The following is a 21,481-nucleotide window of genomic DNA, read 5'->3' as shown; positions in this document are numbered from 1 at the left end:
GCCAAGCGCGATGCGAAGCGCGGGCTGGCGTCGCTGTGCATCGGCGGCGGGATGGGCGTCGCGCTCGCGGTCGAGCGTCCGTAACCGGTCGTCCGTTACCGGCGAACCGAATCCGGGCGCCGGCCGATTGCGGCTTCGGCCGGCGCCACGTGAAGTCAGAGGGGGCCTCGGCAGCTCTCGAAACCAAAAAATGGAGTGAGATTTATGTCTCAGCGAATTGCGTACGTAACGGGCGGGATGGGCGGCATCGGCACCAGCATTTGCCAGCGTCTGTTGAAGGACGGCTTCAAGGTCGTCGCGGGCTGCGGCCCGAACTCGCCGCGCCGTGTGAAATGGCTCGAGGACCAGAAGGCGCTCGGGTACGATTTCATCGCGTCGGAAGGCAACGTCGGCGACTGGGACTCGACCAAGGAAGCGTTCGACAAGGTCAAGGCCGAAGTCGGCGAGATCGACGTGCTGGTCAACAACGCGGGCATCACGCGCGACGTCGTGTTCCGCAAGATGACGCACGAAGACTGGACCGCCGTGATCGACACCAACCTGACGAGCCTGTTCAACGTGACGAAGCAGGTGATCGACGGGATGGTCGAGCGTGGCTGGGGCCGGATCATCAACATTTCGTCGGTGAACGGCCAGAAGGGGCAATTCGGCCAGACCAACTATTCGACCGCGAAGGCCGGCATCCACGGCTTCACGATGTCGCTCGCGCAGGAAGTCGCGACGAAGGGCGTGACGGTCAACACCGTGTCGCCGGGCTACATCGGCACCGACATGGTGAAGGCGATCCGCCCCGACGTGCTGGAGAAGATCGTCGCGACGATCCCGGTGCGGCGTCTCGGTGCGCCGGAGGAAATCGGCTCGATCGTCGCGTGGCTTGCGTCGAACGATTCCGGCTTCGCGACGGGCGCCGACTTCTCGCTGAACGGCGGCCTGCACATGGGCTGAACGCCCGGGCTGCGCGGGCCGGGTGGCCGAGCAGCCGGGTGTGTTCCGAAGGCCCCCGCCTCCCGGGTTCGGGCGGCGGGGATTCGTCACTTGCGCTACGCTGCACTGAAAGGCGTTACATGACTACTACAAAGAAGACGGCCGAACGGCTCATCAAGAAGTACCCGAACCGCCGGCTCTACGATACCGAGACAAGCACGTACATTACGCTCACCGACGTGAAGCAGCTCGTACTGGAGCAGGAGGACTTCAAGGTCGTCGATGCGAAATCCAACGAAGACCTGACACGCAGCATCCTCCTGCAGATCATCCTCGAAGAGGAAAGCGGCGGCGTGCCGATGTTCTCGTCGTCGATGCTGTCGCAGATCATCCGTTTCTACGGTCACGCGATGCAGGGCATGATGGGCACGTACCTGGAAAAGAACATCCAGGCGTTCATCGACATCCAGAACAAGCTCGCGGATCAGTCGAAGAACATGTACGACACCAATGCGATGAATCCGGAAGTCTGGTCGCAGTTCATGAACATGCAGGCGCCGATGATGCAAGGGATGATGACGAGCTACATCGAGCAGTCGAAGAACATGTTCGTGCAGATGCAGGAACAGATGCAGAACCAGGCGAAGTCGATGTTCAGCACGTTTCCTTTCAAGCAGCCGGGTTCCACCGAGCCGGAGAAGAAGTAGCGATTTTGCGGCAGGCCGGCCGCGGCGGCGCGAGCCGTTGGGCGTCGGTGCCGTGAGGCGAGGTGGCGCGGGGCGGCCGATCGTGTGCTCGGGCACGACGATGCGCGGCCGCCGCATGCCGGAAGATATCGCCGACGATCGTTCATGATCGTCGGCACGACATGCTCGCGCCGAGTGTGGCGGGCATGGCCGTTGTCCAGTTGATCGAGATGCAGAAATGTGGCCGATCGGCGATGGAGATGACGCGGTGTGGTCTGAGCGGTGCCTGACCGCGGCGATGTTTCCGTGAGTGCAGGACTGGATTGAGCCCGCTCCGGCGGGTTTTTTTACGATCTCGTCGCTCGAGTGATTTCCCGCAACGCGGGCCGGACGCGCGCGATTGCCGGCGGCAACGCCGACGGTACCGGCCTAGATTGTTTTACTGCGCCGGGAATCCTTGCTCGTCGTCGTGCGGAGGAAGGTCGAGCACGAGCTTGACCGCGCTGTAGTTGGCCTTCAGCGAAAACACGCGGCCGATCACGAGAAACGTCTGCCGCGAATTCTCGATCTCGACGAAGTCGCCGGGTTGCGGCACGTGGGCACCCTGGTCGTAGGAAAAGCTGGTGCTGGTTTGCTCGCCGATGGTTTCGGCAGCGTGCTCGGTGAATTCGATAGTGATGTGGGTTGTCATGCGAGCCCCGTTGGGTAATTGAAGAAAGCGGACGCTGCGATTTTCGCATAGCGGCGGGGCGATTCCGGCGCGGCGGCGTTTGCCGATCGCGCCCGTCATCTTGTCGCATCGCCCTGAAAGGGATGGGTCGGTTTCCCAAGTCGAGCGCCCGCGCGAGGCGCACATTGAGGTTGTGGTCCGTTGCGTCGCAACCGCCGGCTTTGGCTCGCTGACCGAAAAATAGCTTAACCCCACGCTTTTGCTGCCACGCTCCCACACGCCAGATGTCCCAATCCCCCAAAGTAGGGTTCGTATCCCTCGGGTGCCCGAAGTAGAGTCAAAATATACCGCTATCCTGCTGTCAGCCGATGATACGTAGATGCGCTCATCGTGCGAAGAGCCAGTATTGCATCCCGTTTTGCCATTTTTCACTTAGTCCGAAACGGTGTTCTGCGCGCGTGTCCGAATGCACGATGTAGTACAGGTCAGACAATACAGAGCGGCGATCGCCGACGTATGAATGACCAGTGAAATCAGTGTCGACGTTGGTAACGTCGATCGTTTCGATTCCCTTAAGCAGGACCATATTCTGGCCCGAGTCACCAGCACGTGGCCCGGCGTGAATAATCTTCGATAGCGCAAGTGCTCGGTCTCGGGATGAGGCATACAAAGTAACCGGGGCTCGCAGTGCTACAAGCCCTGGTGCAATTTGCCGGACGAAAACTTCGCTATCGATGTCTGGTGCTGCAAGAACAATCTCCTTGATTCTCGAGGCGTTTGCGGGATCTTGCCGAGCGAGATTCAAAAGGGCTCTCGTCAGTCCGCGAGTCCCCATGCTGTGAGCTACGACGTATAAATTGGCATTGGGAGTCGCGTTCAGAACATTGCCAAGGAACTGCTCAATATCAGGTTGCGCTCTTTCAATCGACTGCTCATCAGCCGTGTAGCCGGCAAGCGTGGCACGTGATGGCCATGAGAAAAAAATTGCTGGCCCACCAAAATCGAGGTCATATGCCATTTGCGCGGTACGGCGGGCGGCGTCCTCGAAGCTGACATTATATCCATGGATGAAGAACAAGACACTTGGTGTTTTTGAGTTAAGTGCCTTTGATCTCACCTCCGAGAAAAATTGATCTGGGGATTCGATATTCTCATGTAACACCATCATATGCTTATCGGGCTCCGCGCTTATTTCGAATCGAAGGACTGAGGGTGACTCTAATCCTCCAACTTTGTGGTTGCGTGGAATGCTCACATCCACGTTGCCGAAGGTGATTTGTTGGGCGAGTTCATTGCTGAACAGTTGGTGCCCGTGGGGTGAGGTCGAAGCTTGATTTCGATCGGTTCCGAAAAATACGCGGACGACGTCATAATCTCCATTCTTGCCTGCTCGAGTTGGCATTGCAGCAGTAGGTATGATTGCCGACGTAGCGGGCTCGGATGCTTCAATGTATGCAGTGTTTGATGCCCATTCGCTTGGTGCTACTGCACTCGCTTTCTTACCGGAATGGTGCTTGTTCTTGAAATGGCGCTTGGGTGCCGCTGCTGCTGCCGGTACTCTGGCCATATATTCGTCATCCACGGCAGCGGCGTTCGCCTCACGGTCGGTTGCACTCGATGCAGTCGCGGGTGTAGGGAGCACCGCAACATTCGATGCCGGAGGCGAATCGATTGTGGAGCTTGCTACACCAGATGGTGCGGCGTTATGTGCCGATACAGGGATCGGCGGTAGCGGGGCAGCGACATCCATGACATGGCAAGCGCTGAGCTGAAGGCATGTCCATACAGAAAATGCAACAATCCCCGAAACAGAACTTATTCTCATGATTGTCCCCATTTCTACGGTTTGTAATGTATTTTTTGTCGCCTCAAAAAATTTTATTGAAGGGAGAAGTATCGGAGGCGTTCAACTCAGGATAGATTTTTCGATAAGAATGTCAACGAGGCGTAGCATTGAACATGACGCCCTCGCATTGCCATGGTCAATCGATAGTTAAAGGAATTTAAATACGACGAATGCCAGTGGAAATTGGCATTCGTCATATGAGAGCGGCGTGCGCGTCGTCCAGTGACTCCGCTTTAGTTCAAGCGATTTTGGGTTTGGCAAGCACGCGTAGATGGCTGCTACCGATCAGGAAGTTTCGATACGACCTGATCGCGACCTCCCACACGACCCGCATGACGCTCGGGCCCGAGTCGATAATGCAGCCGTGCATATCGATGACCGCGAGCGTTGCCGGCTCGCCGTCGGGTGTCGTGATGCTCAACCCCTGAAAGCTGACCGCGCTGATCGTGCTGGTGATCGGCGTGACGACCTTCACGTCGTCCACCCAGGCGACGCCGGTCGGTTGCTTTTTCTTCGTCATGCTTCGCCTCCCGGAAATTCGTTATGTATGCGGCTGTCGAGCAGTCGGCCGGCGGCGCGCTTGCCGACGCGTTGCATCCGCGCACCGTCGTCGAATTGATGGAAGAGGTTGCCGGAAGCCTCGATGACGTCCGGCGTCGGCGCAAATTCTCCCCATTGCTTGAACAGGAAGGGCACGCCGACGGCTTCACACTGGTCGCGAAGGTCGCGCAACCAATCGGGATGCATCGGCCGCGCGTCGGCGCCGCTTTCGCCGCCGACGATCACCCAATCCAACTCTTCAAGCGCATTGGTGCCGTCTGCGCGAGCTGCGCCTGAGCCTGCAGCGGTTCGGCGCGGCTCAATCGATCCAGACCCTCTACGATCAATACGGAACCGGCCGGCACCTGGCTGTCCTCGACTGCGCGCAGGAACACGCCGAGCGCACCTTGCCGGACGTGGCGCTGGTGGTAGGCCGACAGCCCCTCGTCTCGGAGTGATAGGGACGCATCAAGCTCCATTTCGTGGTCGGCCGCCCGTCGTGCGGCGTATTCGAACTGGCGGTCCATGTTGCCGCCAGCCGTTCATTTTGGCTCGCCGCCCCTAAATCGCTGTAAACTCACGCTTTTGCTGCCACGCCCCCACATTCCAGATGTCCCAATCCCCCAAAGTAGGTTTCGTTTCGCTTGGCTGCCCGAAAGCGTTGGTCGATTCCGAACAAATCATCACCCAGTTGCGCGCCGAAGGTTATGAAATCTCCGGCACCTACGACGGCGCCGACCTCGTCGTCGTCAACACCTGCGGTTTCATCGACGAAGCCGTGCAGGAAAGCCTCGATGCGATCGGCGAAGCGCTGACCGAGAACGGCAAGGTGATCGTCACCGGCTGCCTCGGCGCGAAGTCGAGCGCCAGCGGCTCGAACCTGATCGAGGAAGTCCATCCGAAGGTGCTCGCCGTCACCGGCCCGCACGCCGTGGGCGAAGTGATGCAGGCCGTGCATTCGCACCTGCCGAAGCCGCACGACCCGTTCGTCGACCTCGTGCCCGCGGCCGGCATCAAGCTCACGCCGCGCCACTACGCATACCTGAAGATCTCCGAAGGCTGCAACCATCGCTGCACGTTCTGCATCATCCCGTCGATGCGCGGCGATCTCGTGTCGCGTCCGGTCGCCGAAGTGATGCTCGAGGCCGAGAACCTGTTCAAGTCGGGCGTGAAGGAACTGCTCGTGATCTCGCAGGACACGAGCGCTTACGGCGTCGACGTGAAGTACCGCACGGGCTTCTGGAACGGCAAGCCGATCAAGACGCGCATGACCGACCTGGTCGCCGCGCTTGGCGAACTCGCCGCGCAGTACGGCGCGTGGGTGCGCCTGCACTACGTGTATCCGTATCCGAGTGTCGACGAAGTGATTCCGCTGATGGCCGAAGGCCCGTTCAAGGGCCACGTGCTGCCGTATCTCGACGTGCCGTTCCAGCACGCGCACCCAGAAGTGCTGAAGCGCATGAAGCGTCCGGCGAACGCCGAGAAGGTGCTCGAGCGCGTGCAGAAGTGGCGCGAGATCTGCCCGGACCTGACGATCCGCAGCACGTTCATCGCGGGCTTCCCCGGCGAGACGGAAGAGCAGTTCGAAACGCTGCTCGACTTCATCCGCGAGGCGGAACTCGATCGCGTCGGCTGTTTTGCGTATTCGCCGGTCGAAGGTGCGACCGCGAACGACCTGGATGGCGCGCTGCCCGACGATGTCCGTGAAGAACGCCGCGCGCGCTTCATGGAAGTCGCCGAGGAAGTGTCGGCGAACCGCATCCAGCGCAAGGTCGGCAAGACCCTCAAGGTGCTGATCGACGAAGTCGGCGAAGAAGGCGGGATCGGCCGCACGGCAGCCGATGCGCCGGAGATCGACGGCGTCGTTTATGTCGAGCCGGCGACGAAAGCGTCGAAGCGCTACAAGGTCGGCGATTTCGTGTCCGTGAAGATCACGGGCGCCGACGGCCACGATCTGTGGGGCGAGGTGTAAGCGATGAGCGCCGCATTTCCGGAGATCCTCGCGCTCGGCGAGGCGATGATCGAATTCAACCAGTCGCAGCCGGGCCGTCCGGAATTCCTGCAGGGCTTCGGCGGCGACACGTCGAACTTCTGCATTGCGGCGGCGCGCCAGGGCGCGTCGACGGGCTTCGTGTCGGCGATCGGCGACGATCCGTTCGGCCGCCTGCTGGCCGACATGTGGCGCGCCGAGCACGTCGACACGACGTACGTGCGGATCGATCGCACGGCGCCGACCGGCGTGTATTTCGTCACGCACGGCGCCGACGGCCACCAGTTCGACTATCTGCGCGCGGGCTCCGCGGCGAGCCGCTATGCGACGGGCGATCTGCCGCTCGACGCGCTGGCTGCGGCGAAGGCCGTGCACCTGTCGGGCATCAGCCTCGCGATCAGCACCGCAGCGTGCGACGCCTCGTTCGCGGCGATCGACCATGCGCGCCGCAACGGCGCGAAGGTCAGCTTCGACACGAACCTGCGCCTGAAGCTGTGGCCGCTGCCGCGCGCCCGCGCGGTGATGCGCGAGGCGCTTCGCCAGACGGACATCTGCCTGCCGAGCTGGGACGACGTCACCGCGCTCACGGGCGCGAACGATCGCGACGCGATCGTCGATGCGATGCTCGAACACGGGCCGCAGGTCGTCGCGTTGAAGCTCGGCAAGGACGGCGCGTATGTCGCGACGCCGAACGAGCGGCGCGTCGTGCCGGGCTTCGCGGTCGAGGCCGTCGACGCGACGGGCGCGGGCGACTGCTTCGGCGGCGCCTTCGTCGCGCGGATCGTCGCGGGCGACGATCCGTTCGCGGCGGCGCGCTATGCGAACGCGGCGGCGGCGCTGTCGACGACGGGCTACGGTGCGGTCGCGCCGATTCCGCACCGCGATGCGGTGGAGCGCCTGATGCAAGGCTGACGCGGCACGCGCACGCCGGCCACGGCCCCGCACGATCGATTCATTCGAACAGAAGGATGAGGAGGCAACATGCAACGCGAAGTGGTGGTGGTGAGCGGCGTGCGTACCGCGATCGGCGATTTCGGCGGCAGCCTGAAGGACATCGCGCCGACCGAACTCGGCGCACAAGTCGTGCGCGAAGTGATGCAGCGTGCGCAGGTGTCGGGCGACGAGGTCGGCCACGTGGTGTTCGGCAACGTCGTGCACACGGAGCCGAAAGACATGTATCTCGCACGCGTTGTCGCAATCAACGGCGGCGTCGCGCAGCATGCGCCGGCGCTCACGGTCAACCGGCTGTGCGGCTCCGGGTTGCAGGCGATCGTGTCGGCGGCGCAGGGCGTGCTGCTCGGCGATGCGGACATCGCGATCGCGGGCGGCGCGGAGAACATGAGCCGCGCGCCGTATGCGATCCCGGCCGCGCGTTTCGGGCAGCGCATGGGCGACATGCGCGCGGTCGACATGATGGTCGGCGCGCTGAACGATCCGTTCCAGACGATCCACATGGGCGTGACGGCCGAGAACGTCGCCGCGAAGTACGGCATTTCACGCGACGCGCAGGACGCGCTCGCGCTCGAATCGCACCGTCGCGCGTCGCATGCGGCGAAGGCCGGCTACTTCAAGGACCAGATCCTGCCGGTCGAGCTGATCGGCTCGAAGAAGGGCACGCCGGTCGTGTTCGATCGCGACGAGCACGTGCGCCACGACGCGAGCCTGGACGACTTCTCGACGCTGCGGCCCGTGTTCGTGAAGGAGAACGGCACGGTGACGGCCGGCAACGCGTCGGGCATCAACGACGCGGCGGCCGCGGTGCTGCTGATGGAGCGCAGCGTTGCCGAGAAGCGCGGTGCAAAGCCGCTCGCGCGCCTCGTCGCGTATGCGCATGCGGGCGTCGATCCGGCCTACATGGGGATCGGTCCGGTGCCGGCCACGCAAAAGGTGCTCGAGCGCGCGGGGCTGACGGTTGCCGATCTCGACGTGATCGAGGCGAACGAGGCATTCGCCGCGCAGGCATGCGCGGTGACGAAGGAGCTGGGTCTCGACCCGGCAAAGGTGAATCCGAACGGGTCCGGCATTTCGCTCGGCCACCCGATCGGCGCGACGGGTGCGCTGATCACTGTCAAGGCGCTGTACGAGTTGCAGCGCATCGGTGGCCGATACGCGCTCGTGACGATGTGCATCGGCGGCGGGCAGGGCATCGCCGCGATTTTCGAGCGAATCTGAAGCAAGGAGCAACGCAAGGTGGGTCGATATTCGGAATGGCAACGGGCGCTTGTCGTCGCATGCGCGCTGGCGGCGGGCATCGCGCTGCCGGGCGCGGTCGCGGCGCAGGCCGTCGCGCCGGGCGCGCAACAGGATGAGGCGGCACCCGCGCGGCCGCTGCGGCCGAATCCCGAATTCGCCCGGCTGCCGCGCTACGAAGGCACGCTCGGCGACCGGCCGATCGTCGTGCATCTCGGCCCGAAGACGGACGAGGAAGGCGTGCACGGCGAATACCAGTTCGCCGATACGGGCGAGGTGGTCCTGCTCGCGGGCGATCGCGATGGCGATACGCTCGAGATCGAGGAATCGAACGACGGCACGAACATCTCCGGCGTATGGATCGGCCGCTTCGACGCGACGGGCGACCTGAAGGCCGACCGGATGAACTCGGACGAGTCGGACCCGCAGCCCGTCGTGCTGCGCCTGGCGCCGGGCAAGCGCGCGGCGCTGCAGGTGCGCGACGGCCGCGTGCAGGAAATCGAGACGGTGGGCTCGGTCGTCAATCTGCGCACCGACGACTGAGCCCGCGCTGGCTCGGCGTGCGCGGCGCGCATTGTACCGGGCCAAATGCGCCGATTTTGGCTAACCTAGCGACATATTCCGCAACCGAACGGCCTTGTGCCCGGCTCCCTGTCATGACTGCATCCACTCCCAAGCGCGCGCTGCAAACCCGCATCGTTCAACCCGACGACGTCATTCCGGAAGGCTTCCGTTCGTTCGTGCCGCCGGTCGCGCGTGCGTCGACGGTCGTGTTCCCCGATCTCGCGACGATGCGTGCGCTCGTCTGGCACAACGACAACCAGTGGCGCTACGGGCTGCATGCGACGCCGACGTCGCTCGCACTTGCGCAGCGGCTCGCCGAGATCGAGGGCGGCACGCACGCGCTGCTGCAGCCGTCGGGCCTCGCGGCGATCATGAACGTCTACTTCGGCATCGTGAAAGCCGGCGACGACGTGCTGATTCCGCACAACGTGTACGGGCCGAACGCCGATTTCGGCAACTGGCTCGCGAAGGATTTCGGCATCGCCGTGCGCTTCTACGATCCGCTCGTCGGCGCGGGCATCGCCGAGCTGATCCAGCCGAACACGCGGCTGATCTGGATCGAGGCACCCGGCTCGGTGACGATGGAAGTGCCCGACGTGCAGGCGATCGCGGCGGCCGCGAAGGCGCGCGGCATCGTCACCGCGATCGACAACACCTATTCGGCCGGGCTCGCATTCAAGCCGTTCGAGCACGGCGTCGACATCTCGGTGCAGGCGCTGACCAAGTATCAGTCGGGCGGCAGCGATGTGCTGATGGGCGCGACGATCACCGCGGACGCGGAACTGCACGCGAAGCTGAAGCTCGCGCGGATGCGCTGCGGGATCGGTGTGTCGGTCGACGATTGTTCGCTCGTGCTGCGCAGCCTGCCGAGCATGCAGGTGCGCTTCGACGCGCACAGCAGGAGCGCGCTCGCGCTTGCGCAATGGCTGAAGGCGCGGCCGGAGATTGCTTCGGTGCTGCACCCGCAGATCGCCGACTGCCCCGGGCATGCGTCGTTCATGCGCGACTTCACGGGTGCGGGCGGGCTGTTCTCGGTGGTGTTCGACGAGCGCTACAGCGCGGAGCAGATCGACCGCTTCGTCGAGTCGCTCGAACTGTTCGCGATCGGCTGGAGCTGGGGCGGCGCGTGCAGCCTCGCGATGCCTTACGACGTCGCGTCGATGCGTCCGGACTGGCCGCATCGCGGCACGCTGGTGCGTTTCTATGTCGGCCTCGAGGACGAAGCCGACCTGCGCGCGGATATCGAGCGCGCGATGCAGGCCGCACTCGGCTGATCGCAGGCCGATAACGTCCCGCGGAAAAAACGAAACGCCGGCGCGATGCAACATCGCGCCGGCGTTTTTCATTCGAGGTCGTGCGGGATCAGAACAGCCGCAGCAGCCCGTCGAGGCCGACGTGATCGAACGCGACCGTCGCCGCGTCGCGCACGACGGGCTTCGCGTGAAACGCGACCGACAGCCCGGCTTCGGCCATCATCTTCAGGTCGTTCGACCCGTCGCCCATCGCGATCGCGCGGCTCGGCTCGAGGCCGAGCGACGCGCACGTGTCGCGCAGCAGGCGTGCCTTCACGTCGGCGTTGACGATCTCGCCGAGCACCTTGCCGGTCAGCTTGCCGTCGACGATCTCGAGCGTGTTCGCATGCGCGTAGTCGAGGCTGAGGCGTGCCTTCAGCCGCTCGGTGAAGAACGTGAAGCCGCCCGACACGAGCAGGGTCTTCATGCCGGCGGCCTTCACGCCGGCAAGCATCGTCTCGGCGCCCGGCGACAGTTGCAGCCGTTCCTCGTACACGCGCTCGAGCGCCTGCGCATCGAGCCCGGCCAGCAGCGCGACGCGGCGCGTGAGGCTTTCGTTGAAGTCGCGGATTTCGCCGCGCATCGACGCTTCGGTGATCTCGGCGACCTGCGTCTTGAGCCCGCAGAAATCGGCGATTTCGTCGATGCACTCGATCGTGATCAGCGTCGAATCCATGTCCATCACGACGAGCCCGAAATCGCCGAGCGTGCGGCCAGCCTCGACGAACGCGAAGTCGAGCGCGTGCGTGCCGCAGTACGCGTCGATGTCGAGGCGCTGCGCCGGGTTCGCGTTTTCGATGCGCAGCGCGTGATCGTCGGTCTGCACGATGCGGGCGCCGCGCGACAGCGCGAGCAGCGGTTTGTGATGGGCGTCCGACAGCGGCGCAAGACTCTGGATGACGAGGTTGTGGGTCATGGCGGGATGGTTGCGAGGCGAATGAAATGCATGCGCGGCCAACGGACGGCCGCCTGCGGACGCGGGCCCCGTTCGGCTGCGGGCCATGGCGTCGCGAACGCGACATTGTAGCCGGTTGGCCGGGCCCGGCGATCGCGGCAGGTACGAATCCCGAGGCCGGACTCGCAACGGCACGCCCGCCGCGCGGGCCGAACGCCGCCAACTATCGCTCGTCCGCACGGTCCCAGTACGGCGGATCGCCGAAATGCTCGGCCAGAAAGGAGATGAACGCGAGCGTCTTCAGCGGCACGTGTGCGCGGCTCGGATAGACGGCCCAGATCGCGACGTCGTCGGCGAACGGATAGTCGTCGAGCACCGTGACGAGCGCGCCGCTCGCGAGCAGCGGGCCGACGTCCCAGGTCGACTTGATCGCGATCCCGAAGCCGTCGACGAGCGCTTCGCGGATCGCCTCGCCGTTGCTCGCGACGAGCCGGCCGGCGACCCGCACGGTCAGCGGGCCTTGCGGCGTCGCGAACGACCAGTCGCGCTGGTTGCCGAGGATCACGCACTCGTGCTGCGCGAGGTCGGCCGGATGGCGCGGCGTGCCGCGTTCGGCGAGATACGCGGGCGAGCAGCACAGCACGCGGCGGTTCACCGCGAGCTTGCGCGCGACGAGCGTCGAATCCTTCAGCGCGCCGAGGCGGATCGCGACGTCGTAGCCGTCGTCGACGAGATCGACGATCTCGTCGGACAGCCGCAGGTCGAGCGACACCGACGGATAGCGGCGCAGGAACGCGGGAATCACCGGCGCGACATGCTGGCGGCCGAACGACGACGACATCGATACCTTCAGCCGCCCGTACGGCTCGCTGCGGCCGCGGCCGACCGACGCGCGCGCGGCGTCGGCGGCCGACAGCAGCGCGTCGGCGCGCGCCATGAAGACCTCGCCGTCCTGCGTGAGGCTGATGCGGCGCGTGGTGCGGTGCAGCAGCCGCGCGCCGAGCTGGCGCTCGAGCTGCGCGATGCGCGCGCTCGCGACCGCGGCGGACACGCCGAATTCGCGCCCGGCCGCGGTGACGTTCGCGAGCAGCGCCGCGCGCACGAACAGCGCGACGTCGAGCAGGTCGAGCGGCTTGTCGGGTGCCGGAATCGGATCGGACGCCATTATTCTGAAATTCCTGAAAATGTTTCAGGAAATATAGCGGTTTTCTCGAATGATCGGGTTGCCTACGATGACGTTCATGGGGCTGCGCCGCGGCCCGCCCATTTCCCTGAAAGGAGTGTCGTGATGAAAGCCGTTGGACTGACCCGCTATCTGCCGATCGACGACCCGCAGGCCTTGCTCGACGTGGAGCTGCCGCAGCCCGTGCCGGGCCCGCGCGACCTGCTCGTGAAGGTCGAGGCCGTTTCCGTGAACCCGGTGGACACCAAGGTGCGCGCGCCGAAGCCGCAGGCCGAGGAGACGCCGCGCGTGCTCGGCTGGGATGCCGCCGGTACGGTCGTCGCGGTCGGCGCGGACGTCACGCTGTTCCGGCCCGGCGACGAAGTGTTCTACGCGGGCAGCATCACGCGACCCGGCGCGAACAGCGAATTCCATGCGGTCGACGAACGGATCGCCGCGCTGAAGCCGCGCACGCTCGACTTCGCCGCGGCCGCGGCACTCCCGCTCACCGCGCTGACCGCGTGGGAAGCGCTGTTCGACCGGCTGCGCGTGTCGCCGCAGGGCGCGGACGCCGGCAAGTCGGTGCTGATCATCGGCGGCGCGGGCGGCGTGGGCTCGATCGCGATCCAGCTCGCGAAGGCGCTCGGCAAGCTGCACGTGATCGCGACCGCGTCGCGGCCGGCGTCGGCCGAATGGGTGCGCTCGCTCGGCGCGGATGCGGTGGTCGACCATTTCGGCGACCTGCCTGCGCAGTTGCGCGAGGCCGGGCATCCGAACGTCGACTACGTGCTGATCTTCAACGACACGGATCGCCATTTCCCCGCCGCAGCGGAAGTAATCCGGCCGCAGGGCGGCATTTGCACGATCGTCGAGAACGAGAAGCCGGTGCCGGTCGAACTGCTGAAGGCGAAGAGCGCCGCGTTTCACTGGGAGTTCATGTTCACGCGCGCGATGTTCGAGACGCCGGACATGATCGAGCAGCACCGGATCCTCGGCGAAGTCGCTCGGCTCGTCGACGGCGGCGCGCTGCGCACGACGCTCGGCGAACAGCTCGGCGCGATCAATGCGGCGAACGTGCGGCGCGCGCACCAGTTGCTCGAAGCCGGGCGCACGATCGGCAAGCTCGTGCTGAGCGGCTTCTGAGCGCCTGCAAACCTGTCGCGTCGTGCGAGGCCCTTCGAGGAGGCATCCCCCAACGTGACTTCCTTCGGGGCGGAAAACCTGGGGTGGCCCGGCGTTTTCTCGAGAGCCGGCATCGCGCGTAAGGTTGCAACGCCGCGAACGCAAGCGGGGTAACACCCGATGCGTTTGCGGCGCATTGCATGCCGCTTGGCGGTAGACTGGCAACGCATCATGCATCGAAAACCGCGCGGCACGCGCGTGCCGCCGCATTACAAGGAGGTCAGCATGAGCCAACGCAGCTTGTCAGTCGCCGCATCGTGGTCGGCCGTGTTCGCGGCGGCGTGCGTCAGCGCGAGCGTATTCGCGGCGCCGCCGGTCAAGGGCAGCCTGAAGGGCGGCGGTACGGGACAGCTCGAATACACCGTCAAGGTCGACTCGAAGACCTTCGGCAATACGCAGGAGACCCGCAAGATCCGCTCGGGCGAAACGGACGACTTCAACTGGAAGTCGGTGCCGCCGAGCGGCGCGGTCGCGTTGCCGGACGGCTGCCCGAACGCGGACAACCTGCCGCGCGACGCGAACGGCGCGATGGTGCGCCAGACCCAGGTGCGGCTCGCGCCGTCGGTCGATGCGAAGGGGATCGCGAACGTGCAGATGAGCTTCCAGGCGGCCGCGCCGAAGGGCACGCGCAACGTGACGGCCGGCGGCAAGTCGCTGCAGTGCCCGGACGTCGTGTCGGTGAGCCAGGTGAAGTGGGTGTCGATTCCGACCAACGGCGGTTCGAAGTCCGTGACGATGAGCGACGGCACGAAGGTGACGGTGTCGATCAAGCGGTGAGCAGCGCGCGGGCCGGCGTTTCGTCCGGTGCGCGCGCAACGGATTCGACTGGCGGGACGGGCAGGGCGGCACGTGAGCGTTTCGTGTCGCCGTCACGATGCTTTCCCGCGACCTGCTTCGCGCTATGTTGCCGCGGCAACGGCATGGCAACTGTTTGCCGCGCGTCGGCTCAGCGTGCCAACCTGCGTGACGTCATGCGGATGTCACGTTATGCTCCGCCACATCATCACCTTCCTGTAACGATATCCGATGAAATTCCGAATGTGCATGCTGCTGTCGGCCGCTGCGTTCGTCTGCGCGCACGCGCAGGCGGCCGACGATTGCAGTTTCGTGAAGAAGATCGAGCTGCCGTCGCGGCAGCAGGTGGCGGTCGTGTCGAGCGGCGCACTCGAACCGTGCTCGACCGGCAGCTATGCGGTGCGCGTGTATTCGACCGCGCATGCCGCACCCGGCTTCGATACCGACGACTACGTGACGGGGGCGCTGCATGCGCGCGATGGCACGGTCACCGATGCGTTCACTGCCGACCTCGGCGCACGCGCGCCGCAGGCGCTCGTCGTGACGACGCGCTCGGCCGGCAGCGGCGGTTATGTCGGTGCGCAGGCCTATGTGACGACACCGCGTGCGGTGCGCCTCGTCGCGTCGGTCGACGGGCTCGCGCCCGACGCGGACATCGCGGCCGCGTTGCGGCAGGCGATCGGCAAGCGCCGCGCCGCGCGCTGACGCGCTGATCGCGCACCGCGCGAACGCATCGCGCGGCGCCGCCGCGTGTCAGTGCGTACGTTCTTCGAGCCGCGCTGCGAGAAAGCGGTGATCGGCCGAGAACAGCCGGCGATAGGTCATCAGCACCGCGCCGACGGTGCCGAGCGCGGACGCCGCGGCGATCAGGAACATGATCACGATCTGGTAGCGCACGGCCTGCAGCGGCGACTGGCCGGCCAGCACCTGACCCGTCATCATCCCCGGCAGGCTCACGACGCCGACGACGGCCATCTGGTTCAGCGTCGGCAGCATGCCCGCGCGCACGGCCTGGCGCGCTGCGTCCTGCGCGGCTTCCCAGCGCGTCGCGCCGAGCGCGAGCGCGGTCTCGACGCGGTCGCGGCGTGCGGTGAGCTCTTCCATCATCCGCTCGACGCCGAGCGATACGCCCGTCAGCGTATTGCCGAGAATCATCCCGAGGATCGGAATCGCGTATTGCGGCGCGTACCACGGATGGATGCGGATCACGACGAACAGGCCGACCGCCGCGACGAACCAGCTGCTGAACCAGATCGACGCGATGCTGTCGATGCGCTGGCCGCGGTACGTGCGCCTGCCGCGTCCCGCGCCGGCGAAACCGGCGATCAGCGTCATCAGCGCGGTGAGCGGCAGCACGACATACCAGTGCGGATGGCCGAACACCCAGCCGAGCACATAGCCGATCGCGAGCAACTGCACGACGGTGCGCACGGCCGCGAGCGCGAGCTTGCGGCCGAGGCCGAGCGACAGCGCCGCCGAGATCGCGCCGTTGATTGCGACGAGCGCGGCGGCGATGCCGACGTCGACGAGGCTCAGGTCCTGCAGTGCCGGGCTCATCGCGCAGCCTCCATCTGGTTTGCGGCGTGCAGCACGCCGGCCTGCATCACGAGCCGCGTCGTGCCGATCCGTGCGGCCTGGGCCGGATCGTGCGAGATCCACATGTACGCGCGAGCGTCGGGCGCCGCGTCGAACCACGCACCGACGAGCGCTTCGATCGCGCGCGCCGATTCGGGATCGAGCGCGGAGGTCGGCTCGTCGAGCAGCAGCACGTCGGGGTCGAGCTGCAGTACGCGCAGCAGCGCGGCGATCTGCGCTTCGCCGCCCGACAGTTCGCTCGCGCGCTTGTCGAGAAAGTCGGGGCCGCGGCCGGCACGTGCGGCGAGCGCTTCGGCGCGCGCGCGATCGAACGCGACGTCGCGATAGATCGCAAGCGAATACGGATAGCGCAGTTGCGATTCGACGGTGCCGTCCATCTGCGCGGGGCGCTGGCGCACATATGCGACGCTGCGCCGGTAGCGCGGGATCGCGCTGCGCCGGATCCGGCGGCCGCGCCACAGGATGTGGCCGCCGTCGAGCGGATCGAGCAGCGCGAGCGCGCGCAGCAGCACGCTCTTGCCCGACCCGGACGGTCCCGTGATAGCAATGCGCGATCCCGCCGCGAGACTGAAATCGGTCGGGGCGAGCAGGGTCTTGCCGCTGCTGGCGTCGCGTCGCGTGATGCGCTGCGCCTCGATGAGGTCGGTGGGGGCTGTCATGTCACAAATGAAAAAAAGCGTTAATGGCGCCAAAAGGTCGCCGTGCCGTGCGTCATAATACCGATTGAAAAGCCGCGGGTGTCGTGTGCCGTTCGTCCACGCAAGCGGCCCGGCATGAGCGGCAACATTTCAGAACAACAACGGAACCGCCATGACGCTAACCCGAGCCATCGGCAAATCGGCTGCATGGATCGTCGGTATCGTCGCGGTGTTCATCGCGGCGGCCGGCGTCTTTCTCTTCACATTCGACTGGAACCGCGCGAAACCGTGGGTCAACGAACAGGTGAGTGCGGCACTCGGCCGCCCGTTCGCGATCAACGGCGACCTGAAGGTCGGCTGGCGTCGCCCCGACGGCGAGACCGGCTGGCGCGCCTGGGTGCCCTGGCCGAGCTTTTCGGCCACGCAGCTCGAGATCGGCAACCCAGACTGGGCGAAGGCGCCCAAATTCGTCACGCTCGATGCCGCGCACTTCGATCTCGCGATCCTGCCGTTGCTCGCGCATGAAATCGTCATTCCGTCGATCGACGTCGTGAATCCCGCCGTCGACCTCGAGCGGCTCGCCGACGGCCGCAACACGTGGACCTTCCAGTTCAAGCAATCGGCGCAGCCGTCGCCATGGAAGGTACGGCTCGACAGCTTCGGCTTCGCGAAGGGCACCGTCACGTATCGCGACGCGATCACGAAGGCCGACCTGAGCGTCGCGATCGATACGCTCGGGCAGCCGATTCCGCTCGGCGACGTGCTGAAGGAACAGGAGCAGACGTCGCGCGCGGCGTCCGCGCAGCGTGTCGGCAAGCACGGCGCCGCGCAACTGAGCGCGAAGGCGAACGCGGAAGCCGCGTCGAGCGCGTCGGCGGCGCAGGCTGCGGGGGCGTCGTCGTCCATGGCGGTTGCGGCAGCGTCTGCGGTTGCGCCTGCGTCGTCGGCGGCGGCCGCATCAGGTGCATCCAGCGCGTCAGGTGCGTCCGCCGCATCCGGTGCAAGCGGCACCGCGGCACCCGCGAAGCCGTCCGGCCCGACCTATGCGTTCGGGCTGAAGGTCGACGGCCGCTACAAGAACGTGCCGATCAGCGGAACCGGCAAGCTCGGCGGCGTGCTCGCGGTCGAGGACACGTCGCGGCCGTTCCCGCTGCAGGCCGACGTGAAGGCCGGCGACACGCGGCTCGCGATCGTCGGCACGCTGACCGACCCGCGGAATCTCGCGGCGCTCGACCTGCGCCTGTGGCTGCAGGGTACGTCGATGTCGCACCTCTATCAGCTCACCGGCATCACGTTGCCCGACACGCCGCCTTATGCGACCGAAGGGCGGCTGATCGGCAACTTCAAGCGGCGCGCGAGCACGTTCCGCTACGAGAACTTCAACGGCCGCGTCGGCGGCAGCGATCTCGGCGGCACGCTGCTGTACGAGCAGCGCGAGCCGAGGCCGAAGCTGTCGGGCGAACTCGTGTCGAACCTGCTTCAGTTCTCCGATCTCGCGCCGGTGATCGGCGCGGACACGGCCGCGAGCAAGGCCAAGCGCGGCGACACGACACGCCAGCCGCCGGGCCGCGTGCTGCCGGTCGAGACGTTCCGTACCGACCGCTGGCGCGCGCTCGACGCGGACGTGAAGTTCACCGGCCGCAAGCTGATCAAGAGCGCGAACCTGCCGATCACCAACCTGTACACGCACATCGTGATGCAGGACGGCGTGCTGTCGCTCGAACCGCTGCAGTTCGGCGTCGCGGGCGGCACGCTCGCGACGACCGCGCATCTCGACGGCAGCGGCGCGCCGCTGAAGGGCCGCTTCACGGTGGCCGCGCGGCACCTGAAGCTCAAGCAACTGTTCCCGGCGCAGAAGGTGATGCAGTCGGCGCTCGGCGAGATCAACGGTGACGCGTCGCTGTCGGCGACCGGCAACTCGCCGGCCGCGCTGGCTGCGACGTCGACCGGCGAAGTGAAGGCGCTCATCACCGACGGCCGCATCAGCCGCCTGCTGATGGAAGCAGCGGGGCTGAACGTCGCGAACGTCGTCTACGAGAAGCTGTTCGGCAATCGCGACGTGAACATCAATTGCGCGGCGATCGACTTCGTCGCGACCAACGGGATCCTCGACCCGAAGGTGTTCGCGCTCGATACCGACGACGCGCTGATCAACGTCGACGGCCCGATCAGCCTGCGCGACGAAACGCTCGACCTGAAGATCCATCCGCACACGAAGGGTTTCCGGATCTTCTCGCTGCGCTCGCCGCTGTACGCGAAGGGCACGTTCAAGAACCCGGACGTCGGCGTCGATGCGGGTGCGCTCGCGCTGCGTGCCGGCGCGATGATCGGGCTCGGCCTGATCAACCCGTTCGCGGCGCTGATTCCGTTGATCGCGCCGAGCAACAACAAGGACGTGCCGTGCTCGCAGCTGTTCGGGCAGATGAAGGAGAAGGCAGCGCAGAAGGAGGCGGCGAAGGCCGGCAAGTGACATTGGCCTGATGCGGACGCGGGCGCCGGCGCCGCACGTGGCGGCCCGGCTGGCGGGGCCGGAACAGTGCGGTCGGCAGTTTCTCCGACACCTGCTAAAATACACGGTTTTCCGTCGATTTCTCTCTTACGGGACCTGCCGTGCTTTCTACTGCCAACATCACGATGCAATTCGGGCCGAAGCCCTTGTTCGAGAATATCTCGGTCAAATTCGGCGAGGGCAACCGCTATGGTCTGATCGGCGCGAACGGCTGTGGCAAGTCGACCTTCATGAAGATCCTCGGCAGCGACCTCGAGCCGAGCGCCGGCAATGTCGCGCTGGAACCGAACGTGCGTCTCGGCAAGCTGCGCCAGGACCAGTTCGCGTACGAAGACGTGCGCGTGCTCGACGTCGTGATGATGGGCCACACCGAAATGTGGGCCGCGATGACCGAGCGTGACGCGATCTACGCGAACCCGGAAGCCACCGACGACGACTACATGCACGCGGCCGAGCTCGAGGGCAAGTTCGCCGAATATGGCGGCTACGACGCCGAGGCGCGCGCGGGCGCGCTGCTGCTCGGCATCGGCATCGAGGAGAAGTTCCACAACGGCACGATGAGCGACGTCGCGCCGGGCTGGAAGCTGCGCGTGCTGCTCGCGCAGGCGCTGTTCTCGAAGCCCGACGTGCTGCTGCTCGACGAGCCGACCAACAACCTCGACATCAACTCGATCCGTTGGCTCGAGCACACGCTCAACGAGTACAACTCGACGATGATCATCATCTCGCACGATCGTCACTTCCTGAACTCGGTGTGCACGCACATGGCCGACATGGACTACGGCACGCTGAAGGTCTGGCCGGGCAACTACGACGACTACATGCTCGCATCGGCACAGGCGCGCGAGCGCCAGGCTGCGGCGAACGCGCGTGCGAAGGAGCGCGTGGCCGAACTGCAGGACTTCGTGCGCCGCTTCTCGGCGAACAAGTCGAAGGCCCGCCAGGCGACGAGCCGCGCGAAGCAGATCGACAAGATCAAGATCGAGGAATTCAAGCCGTCGTCGCGCCAGAACCCGTTCATCCGCTTCGAGTTCGAGAAGAAGCTGCACAACGTCGCGGTGGTCGCCGAAGACATCACGAAGAAGTACGAGCGCACGATCTTCCAGAACTTCAACCTGTCGGTGCAGCCGGGCGAGCGGATCGCGATCATCGGCGAGAACGGCGCGGGCAAGACGACGCTGCTGCGTTCGCTGCTCGGCGCGCTCGAGCTCGATCACGGTACGGTGAAGTGGTCCGAGAACGCGAATGTCGGCTACATGCCGCAGGACACGTACGAGGAGTTCCCGAACGACATCACGCTGATGGACTGGATCGACCAGTACCGCAAGGACGGCGACGACGAAACGATGGTGCGCGGCACGCTGGGCCGCCTGCTGTTCTCGTCGGACGACATCAAGAAGTCGGTGAAGGTGCTGTCGGGCGGCGAGAAGGGCCGCATGATCTGGGGCAAGCTGATGCTCGGCCGCCACAACGTGCTGCTGATGGACGAGCCGACCAACCACATGGACATGGAATCGATCGAGTCGCTGCAGATCGCGCTCGAGCAGTTCGAAGGCACGCTGATCTTCGTGTCGCACGACCGCGAATTCGTGAGCGGGCTGGCGAACCGGATCATCGAAGTGCGCACGGATGGCACGTTGTTCGACTTTGGTGGTAACTACGAGGAATTCCTGACGAGTCAGGGGCAGGAGTAATTGTCCTGAGTTTGTCCCAAGACCACCGTTCATGCGTCCCGGATTGCCCCACGGAATTGTCCTGTTGGGACAACGGCAGTGTTGCTCTGTAGAGGGCACTAGACGGGGCGCGTAACGCGTATCGCCAGAAACACGAAAGGCCCACATCGGCAGTTTGTCGGTGTGGGCCTTCTTGTTTATACGCACTTAGTCAGTTTGCGCGCAGTAGTGCTAGTATCAAGTTCGCTTTTTTCTGACAAAATTGATAACAGCACGTGGCGCGTATTGTTACTTATCCAATATCCGTTAGAAGAAGACGGTTATCGGGG

At 65.2% G+C, this 21,481-nt stretch carries 19 protein-coding genes and 2 pseudogenes; 12 read left to right on the top strand and 9 right to left on the bottom strand.

Annotation, left to right across the window (positions count from 1 at the left end; all coding sequences use genetic code 11):
* The first annotated feature begins 204 nt into the window (after positions 1-204).
* Both AC3WLY_RS35045 and phaR read left to right on the top strand, forming a co-directional pair.
* Positions 205-945 carry a 3-ketoacyl-ACP reductase gene (locus tag AC3WLY_RS35045; protein ID WP_072441360.1) on the top strand — a complete coding sequence of 247 codons (741 nt, stop codon included), beginning with the start codon at positions 205-207 and terminating at the stop codon, positions 943-945.
* A gap of 119 nt (positions 946-1,064) precedes the next feature.
* The gene (gene phaR / locus AC3WLY_RS35040; protein WP_034181302.1) at positions 1,065-1,631 is read left to right on the top strand and encodes a polyhydroxyalkanoate synthesis repressor PhaR; all 567 of its coding nucleotides are present in this window, start codon (positions 1,065-1,067) and stop codon (positions 1,629-1,631) included.
* 418 nt (positions 1,632-2,049) lie between these two features.
* Here the strand turns inward: phaR and AC3WLY_RS35035 are convergent, their stop codons facing one another.
* The 5 genes and pseudogenes from AC3WLY_RS35035 to AC3WLY_RS35015 all read right to left on the bottom strand — a co-directional run.
* Positions 2,050-2,301: a hypothetical protein gene (locus AC3WLY_RS35035; RefSeq protein WP_175964549.1), complete on the bottom strand. Its 252-nt coding sequence runs from the start codon at positions 2,299-2,301 to the stop codon at positions 2,050-2,052.
* A 364-nt stretch (positions 2,302-2,665) separates the two neighbouring features.
* Positions 2,666-4,030: an alpha/beta hydrolase gene (locus AC3WLY_RS35030; RefSeq protein WP_492332761.1), complete on the bottom strand. Its 1,365-nt coding sequence runs from the start codon at positions 4,028-4,030 to the stop codon at positions 2,666-2,668.
* A 334-nt stretch (positions 4,031-4,364) separates the two neighbouring features.
* Entirely contained in the window at positions 4,365-4,646 is a 282-nt protein-coding gene (locus AC3WLY_RS35025; protein ID WP_175964444.1) for a hypothetical protein, read from the bottom strand.
* Positions 4,643-4,930, bottom strand: a pseudogene (locus tag AC3WLY_RS35020) (DUF5131 family protein); the annotation flags it as partial. The pseudogene AC3WLY_RS35020 and the gene AC3WLY_RS35025, both read right to left, overlap by 4 nt.
* A gap of 14 nt (positions 4,931-4,944) precedes the next feature.
* Positions 4,945-5,145, bottom strand: a pseudogene (locus tag AC3WLY_RS35015) (recombinase family protein); the annotation flags it as partial.
* Between the two features lie 131 nt (positions 5,146-5,276).
* Here AC3WLY_RS35015 and rimO point away from each other — a divergent pair.
* The 5 genes from rimO (at position 5,277) to AC3WLY_RS34990 (ending at position 10,684) form a co-directional block, all read left to right on the top strand.
* Positions 5,277-6,638 carry a 30S ribosomal protein S12 methylthiotransferase RimO gene (gene rimO, locus AC3WLY_RS35010; RefSeq protein WP_175964445.1) on the top strand — a complete coding sequence of 454 codons (1,362 nt, stop codon included), beginning with the start codon at positions 5,277-5,279 and terminating at the stop codon, positions 6,636-6,638.
* Between the two features lie 3 nt (positions 6,639-6,641).
* Complete coding sequence (locus AC3WLY_RS35005; protein WP_492308905.1) at positions 6,642-7,568, top strand: sugar kinase; 927 nt, start codon at positions 6,642-6,644, stop codon at positions 7,566-7,568.
* 69 nt (positions 7,569-7,637) lie between these two features.
* A complete protein-coding gene (bktB, locus tag AC3WLY_RS35000) occupies positions 7,638-8,828 on the top strand; it encodes a beta-ketothiolase BktB (protein ID WP_425131369.1) in 1,191 nt (396 codons plus the stop codon).
* Positions 8,829-8,846: 18 nt separating this feature from the next.
* Positions 8,847-9,389, top strand: coding sequence for a hypothetical protein (locus AC3WLY_RS34995; RefSeq protein WP_310143206.1), 543 nt, complete (start codon positions 8,847-8,849; stop codon positions 9,387-9,389).
* 113 nt (positions 9,390-9,502) lie between these two features.
* A complete protein-coding gene (locus AC3WLY_RS34990; RefSeq protein WP_175964449.1) occupies positions 9,503-10,684 on the top strand; it encodes a cystathionine beta-lyase in 1,182 nt (393 codons plus the stop codon).
* An 88-nt stretch (positions 10,685-10,772) separates the two neighbouring features.
* On the opposite strand, the gene serB is transcribed toward AC3WLY_RS34990, so the two are convergent.
* Both serB and AC3WLY_RS34980 read right to left on the bottom strand, forming a co-directional pair.
* On the bottom strand, positions 10,773-11,618 hold the full coding sequence (gene serB / locus AC3WLY_RS34985) for a phosphoserine phosphatase SerB (RefSeq protein WP_492308904.1): 846 nt from the start codon (positions 11,616-11,618) through the stop codon (positions 10,773-10,775).
* Positions 11,619-11,820: 202 nt separating this feature from the next.
* Complete coding sequence (locus AC3WLY_RS34980; RefSeq protein ID WP_492332760.1) at positions 11,821-12,762, bottom strand: LysR family transcriptional regulator; 942 nt, start codon at positions 12,760-12,762, stop codon at positions 11,821-11,823.
* Between the two features lie 123 nt (positions 12,763-12,885).
* Between AC3WLY_RS34980 and AC3WLY_RS34975 the strand changes: the two genes are divergently transcribed.
* The 3 genes from AC3WLY_RS34975 (at position 12,886) to AC3WLY_RS34965 (ending at position 15,441) form a co-directional block, all read left to right on the top strand.
* Positions 12,886-13,902: a zinc-binding alcohol dehydrogenase family protein gene (locus tag AC3WLY_RS34975; protein ID WP_492308902.1), complete on the top strand. Its 1,017-nt coding sequence runs from the start codon at positions 12,886-12,888 to the stop codon at positions 13,900-13,902.
* A 264-nt stretch (positions 13,903-14,166) separates the two neighbouring features.
* Entirely contained in the window at positions 14,167-14,718 is a 552-nt protein-coding gene (locus tag AC3WLY_RS34970) for a DUF6013 family protein (RefSeq protein WP_175964453.1), read from the top strand.
* A 249-nt stretch (positions 14,719-14,967) separates the two neighbouring features.
* A complete protein-coding gene (locus AC3WLY_RS34965) occupies positions 14,968-15,441 on the top strand; it encodes a PliI family lysozyme inhibitor of I-type lysozyme (protein WP_492308901.1) in 474 nt (157 codons plus the stop codon).
* A 48-nt stretch (positions 15,442-15,489) separates the two neighbouring features.
* On the opposite strand, the gene AC3WLY_RS34960 is transcribed toward AC3WLY_RS34965, so the two are convergent.
* Together AC3WLY_RS34960 and AC3WLY_RS34955 are read right to left on the bottom strand one after the other, a co-directional pair.
* Positions 15,490-16,293 carry an ABC transporter permease gene (locus AC3WLY_RS34960; protein WP_492308900.1) on the bottom strand — a complete coding sequence of 268 codons (804 nt, stop codon included), beginning with the start codon at positions 16,291-16,293 and terminating at the stop codon, positions 15,490-15,492.
* A complete protein-coding gene (locus tag AC3WLY_RS34955) occupies positions 16,290-16,991 on the bottom strand; it encodes an ABC transporter ATP-binding protein (RefSeq protein ID WP_425131364.1) in 702 nt (233 codons plus the stop codon). Before AC3WLY_RS34955 ends, AC3WLY_RS34960 begins: the two co-directional genes overlap by 4 nt.
* 151 nt (positions 16,992-17,142) lie before the next feature.
* On the opposite strand from AC3WLY_RS34955, the gene AC3WLY_RS34950 reads away from it, so the two are divergent.
* Both AC3WLY_RS34950 and AC3WLY_RS34945 read left to right on the top strand, forming a co-directional pair.
* Complete coding sequence (locus tag AC3WLY_RS34950; RefSeq protein ID WP_492308899.1) at positions 17,143-19,440, top strand: AsmA family protein; 2,298 nt, start codon at positions 17,143-17,145, stop codon at positions 19,438-19,440.
* Between the two features lie 140 nt (positions 19,441-19,580).
* Entirely contained in the window at positions 19,581-21,173 is a 1,593-nt protein-coding gene (locus AC3WLY_RS34945) for an ABC-F family ATPase (RefSeq protein WP_072441319.1), read from the top strand.
* The last annotated feature ends 308 nt before the right edge of the window (positions 21,174-21,481 follow it).

It is taken from the genome of Burkholderia sp. FW306-1C-G01B (genome assembly GCF_058781685.1).
This window is presented reverse-complemented; position numbering and strand designations above follow the sequence as displayed.

What these genes read in the sequence shown, in the direction of transcription:
- AC3WLY_RS35045 (WP_072441360.1), top strand. Translation starts at nt 205, where the DNA reads ATGTCTCAGCGAATTGCGTACGTAACGGGCGGGATGGGCGGCATCGGC.
- phaR (WP_034181302.1), top strand. Translation starts at nt 1,065, where the DNA reads ATGACTACTACAAAGAAGACGGCCGAACGGCTCATCAAGAAGTACCCG.
- AC3WLY_RS35035 (WP_175964549.1), bottom strand. Translation starts at nt 2,301, where the DNA reads ATGACAACCCACATCACTATCGAATTCACCGAGCACGCTGCCGAAACC.
- AC3WLY_RS35030 (WP_492332761.1), bottom strand. Translation starts at nt 4,030, where the DNA reads ATGGATGTCGCTGCCCCGCTACCGCCGATCCCTGTATCGGCACATAAC.
- AC3WLY_RS35025 (WP_175964444.1), bottom strand. Translation starts at nt 4,646, where the DNA reads ATGACGAAGAAAAAGCAACCGACCGGCGTCGCCTGGGTGGACGACGTG.
- rimO (WP_175964445.1), top strand. Translation starts at nt 5,277, where the DNA reads ATGTCCCAATCCCCCAAAGTAGGTTTCGTTTCGCTTGGCTGCCCGAAA.
- AC3WLY_RS35005 (WP_492308905.1), top strand. Translation starts at nt 6,642, where the DNA reads ATGAGCGCCGCATTTCCGGAGATCCTCGCGCTCGGCGAGGCGATGATC.
- bktB (WP_425131369.1), top strand. Translation starts at nt 7,638, where the DNA reads ATGCAACGCGAAGTGGTGGTGGTGAGCGGCGTGCGTACCGCGATCGGC.
- AC3WLY_RS34990 (WP_175964449.1), top strand. Translation starts at nt 9,503, where the DNA reads ATGACTGCATCCACTCCCAAGCGCGCGCTGCAAACCCGCATCGTTCAA.
- serB (WP_492308904.1), bottom strand. Translation starts at nt 11,618, where the DNA reads ATGACCCACAACCTCGTCATCCAGAGTCTTGCGCCGCTGTCGGACGCC.
- AC3WLY_RS34980 (WP_492332760.1), bottom strand. Translation starts at nt 12,762, where the DNA reads ATGGCGTCCGATCCGATTCCGGCACCCGACAAGCCGCTCGACCTGCTC.
- AC3WLY_RS34975 (WP_492308902.1), top strand. Translation starts at nt 12,886, where the DNA reads ATGAAAGCCGTTGGACTGACCCGCTATCTGCCGATCGACGACCCGCAG.
- AC3WLY_RS34970 (WP_175964453.1), top strand. Translation starts at nt 14,167, where the DNA reads ATGAGCCAACGCAGCTTGTCAGTCGCCGCATCGTGGTCGGCCGTGTTC.
- AC3WLY_RS34965 (WP_492308901.1), top strand. Translation starts at nt 14,968, where the DNA reads ATGAAATTCCGAATGTGCATGCTGCTGTCGGCCGCTGCGTTCGTCTGC.
- AC3WLY_RS34960 (WP_492308900.1), bottom strand. Translation starts at nt 16,293, where the DNA reads ATGAGCCCGGCACTGCAGGACCTGAGCCTCGTCGACGTCGGCATCGCC.
- AC3WLY_RS34955 (WP_425131364.1), bottom strand. Translation starts at nt 16,991, where the DNA reads ATGACAGCCCCCACCGACCTCATCGAGGCGCAGCGCATCACGCGACGC.
- AC3WLY_RS34950 (WP_492308899.1), top strand. Translation starts at nt 17,143, where the DNA reads ATGACGCTAACCCGAGCCATCGGCAAATCGGCTGCATGGATCGTCGGT.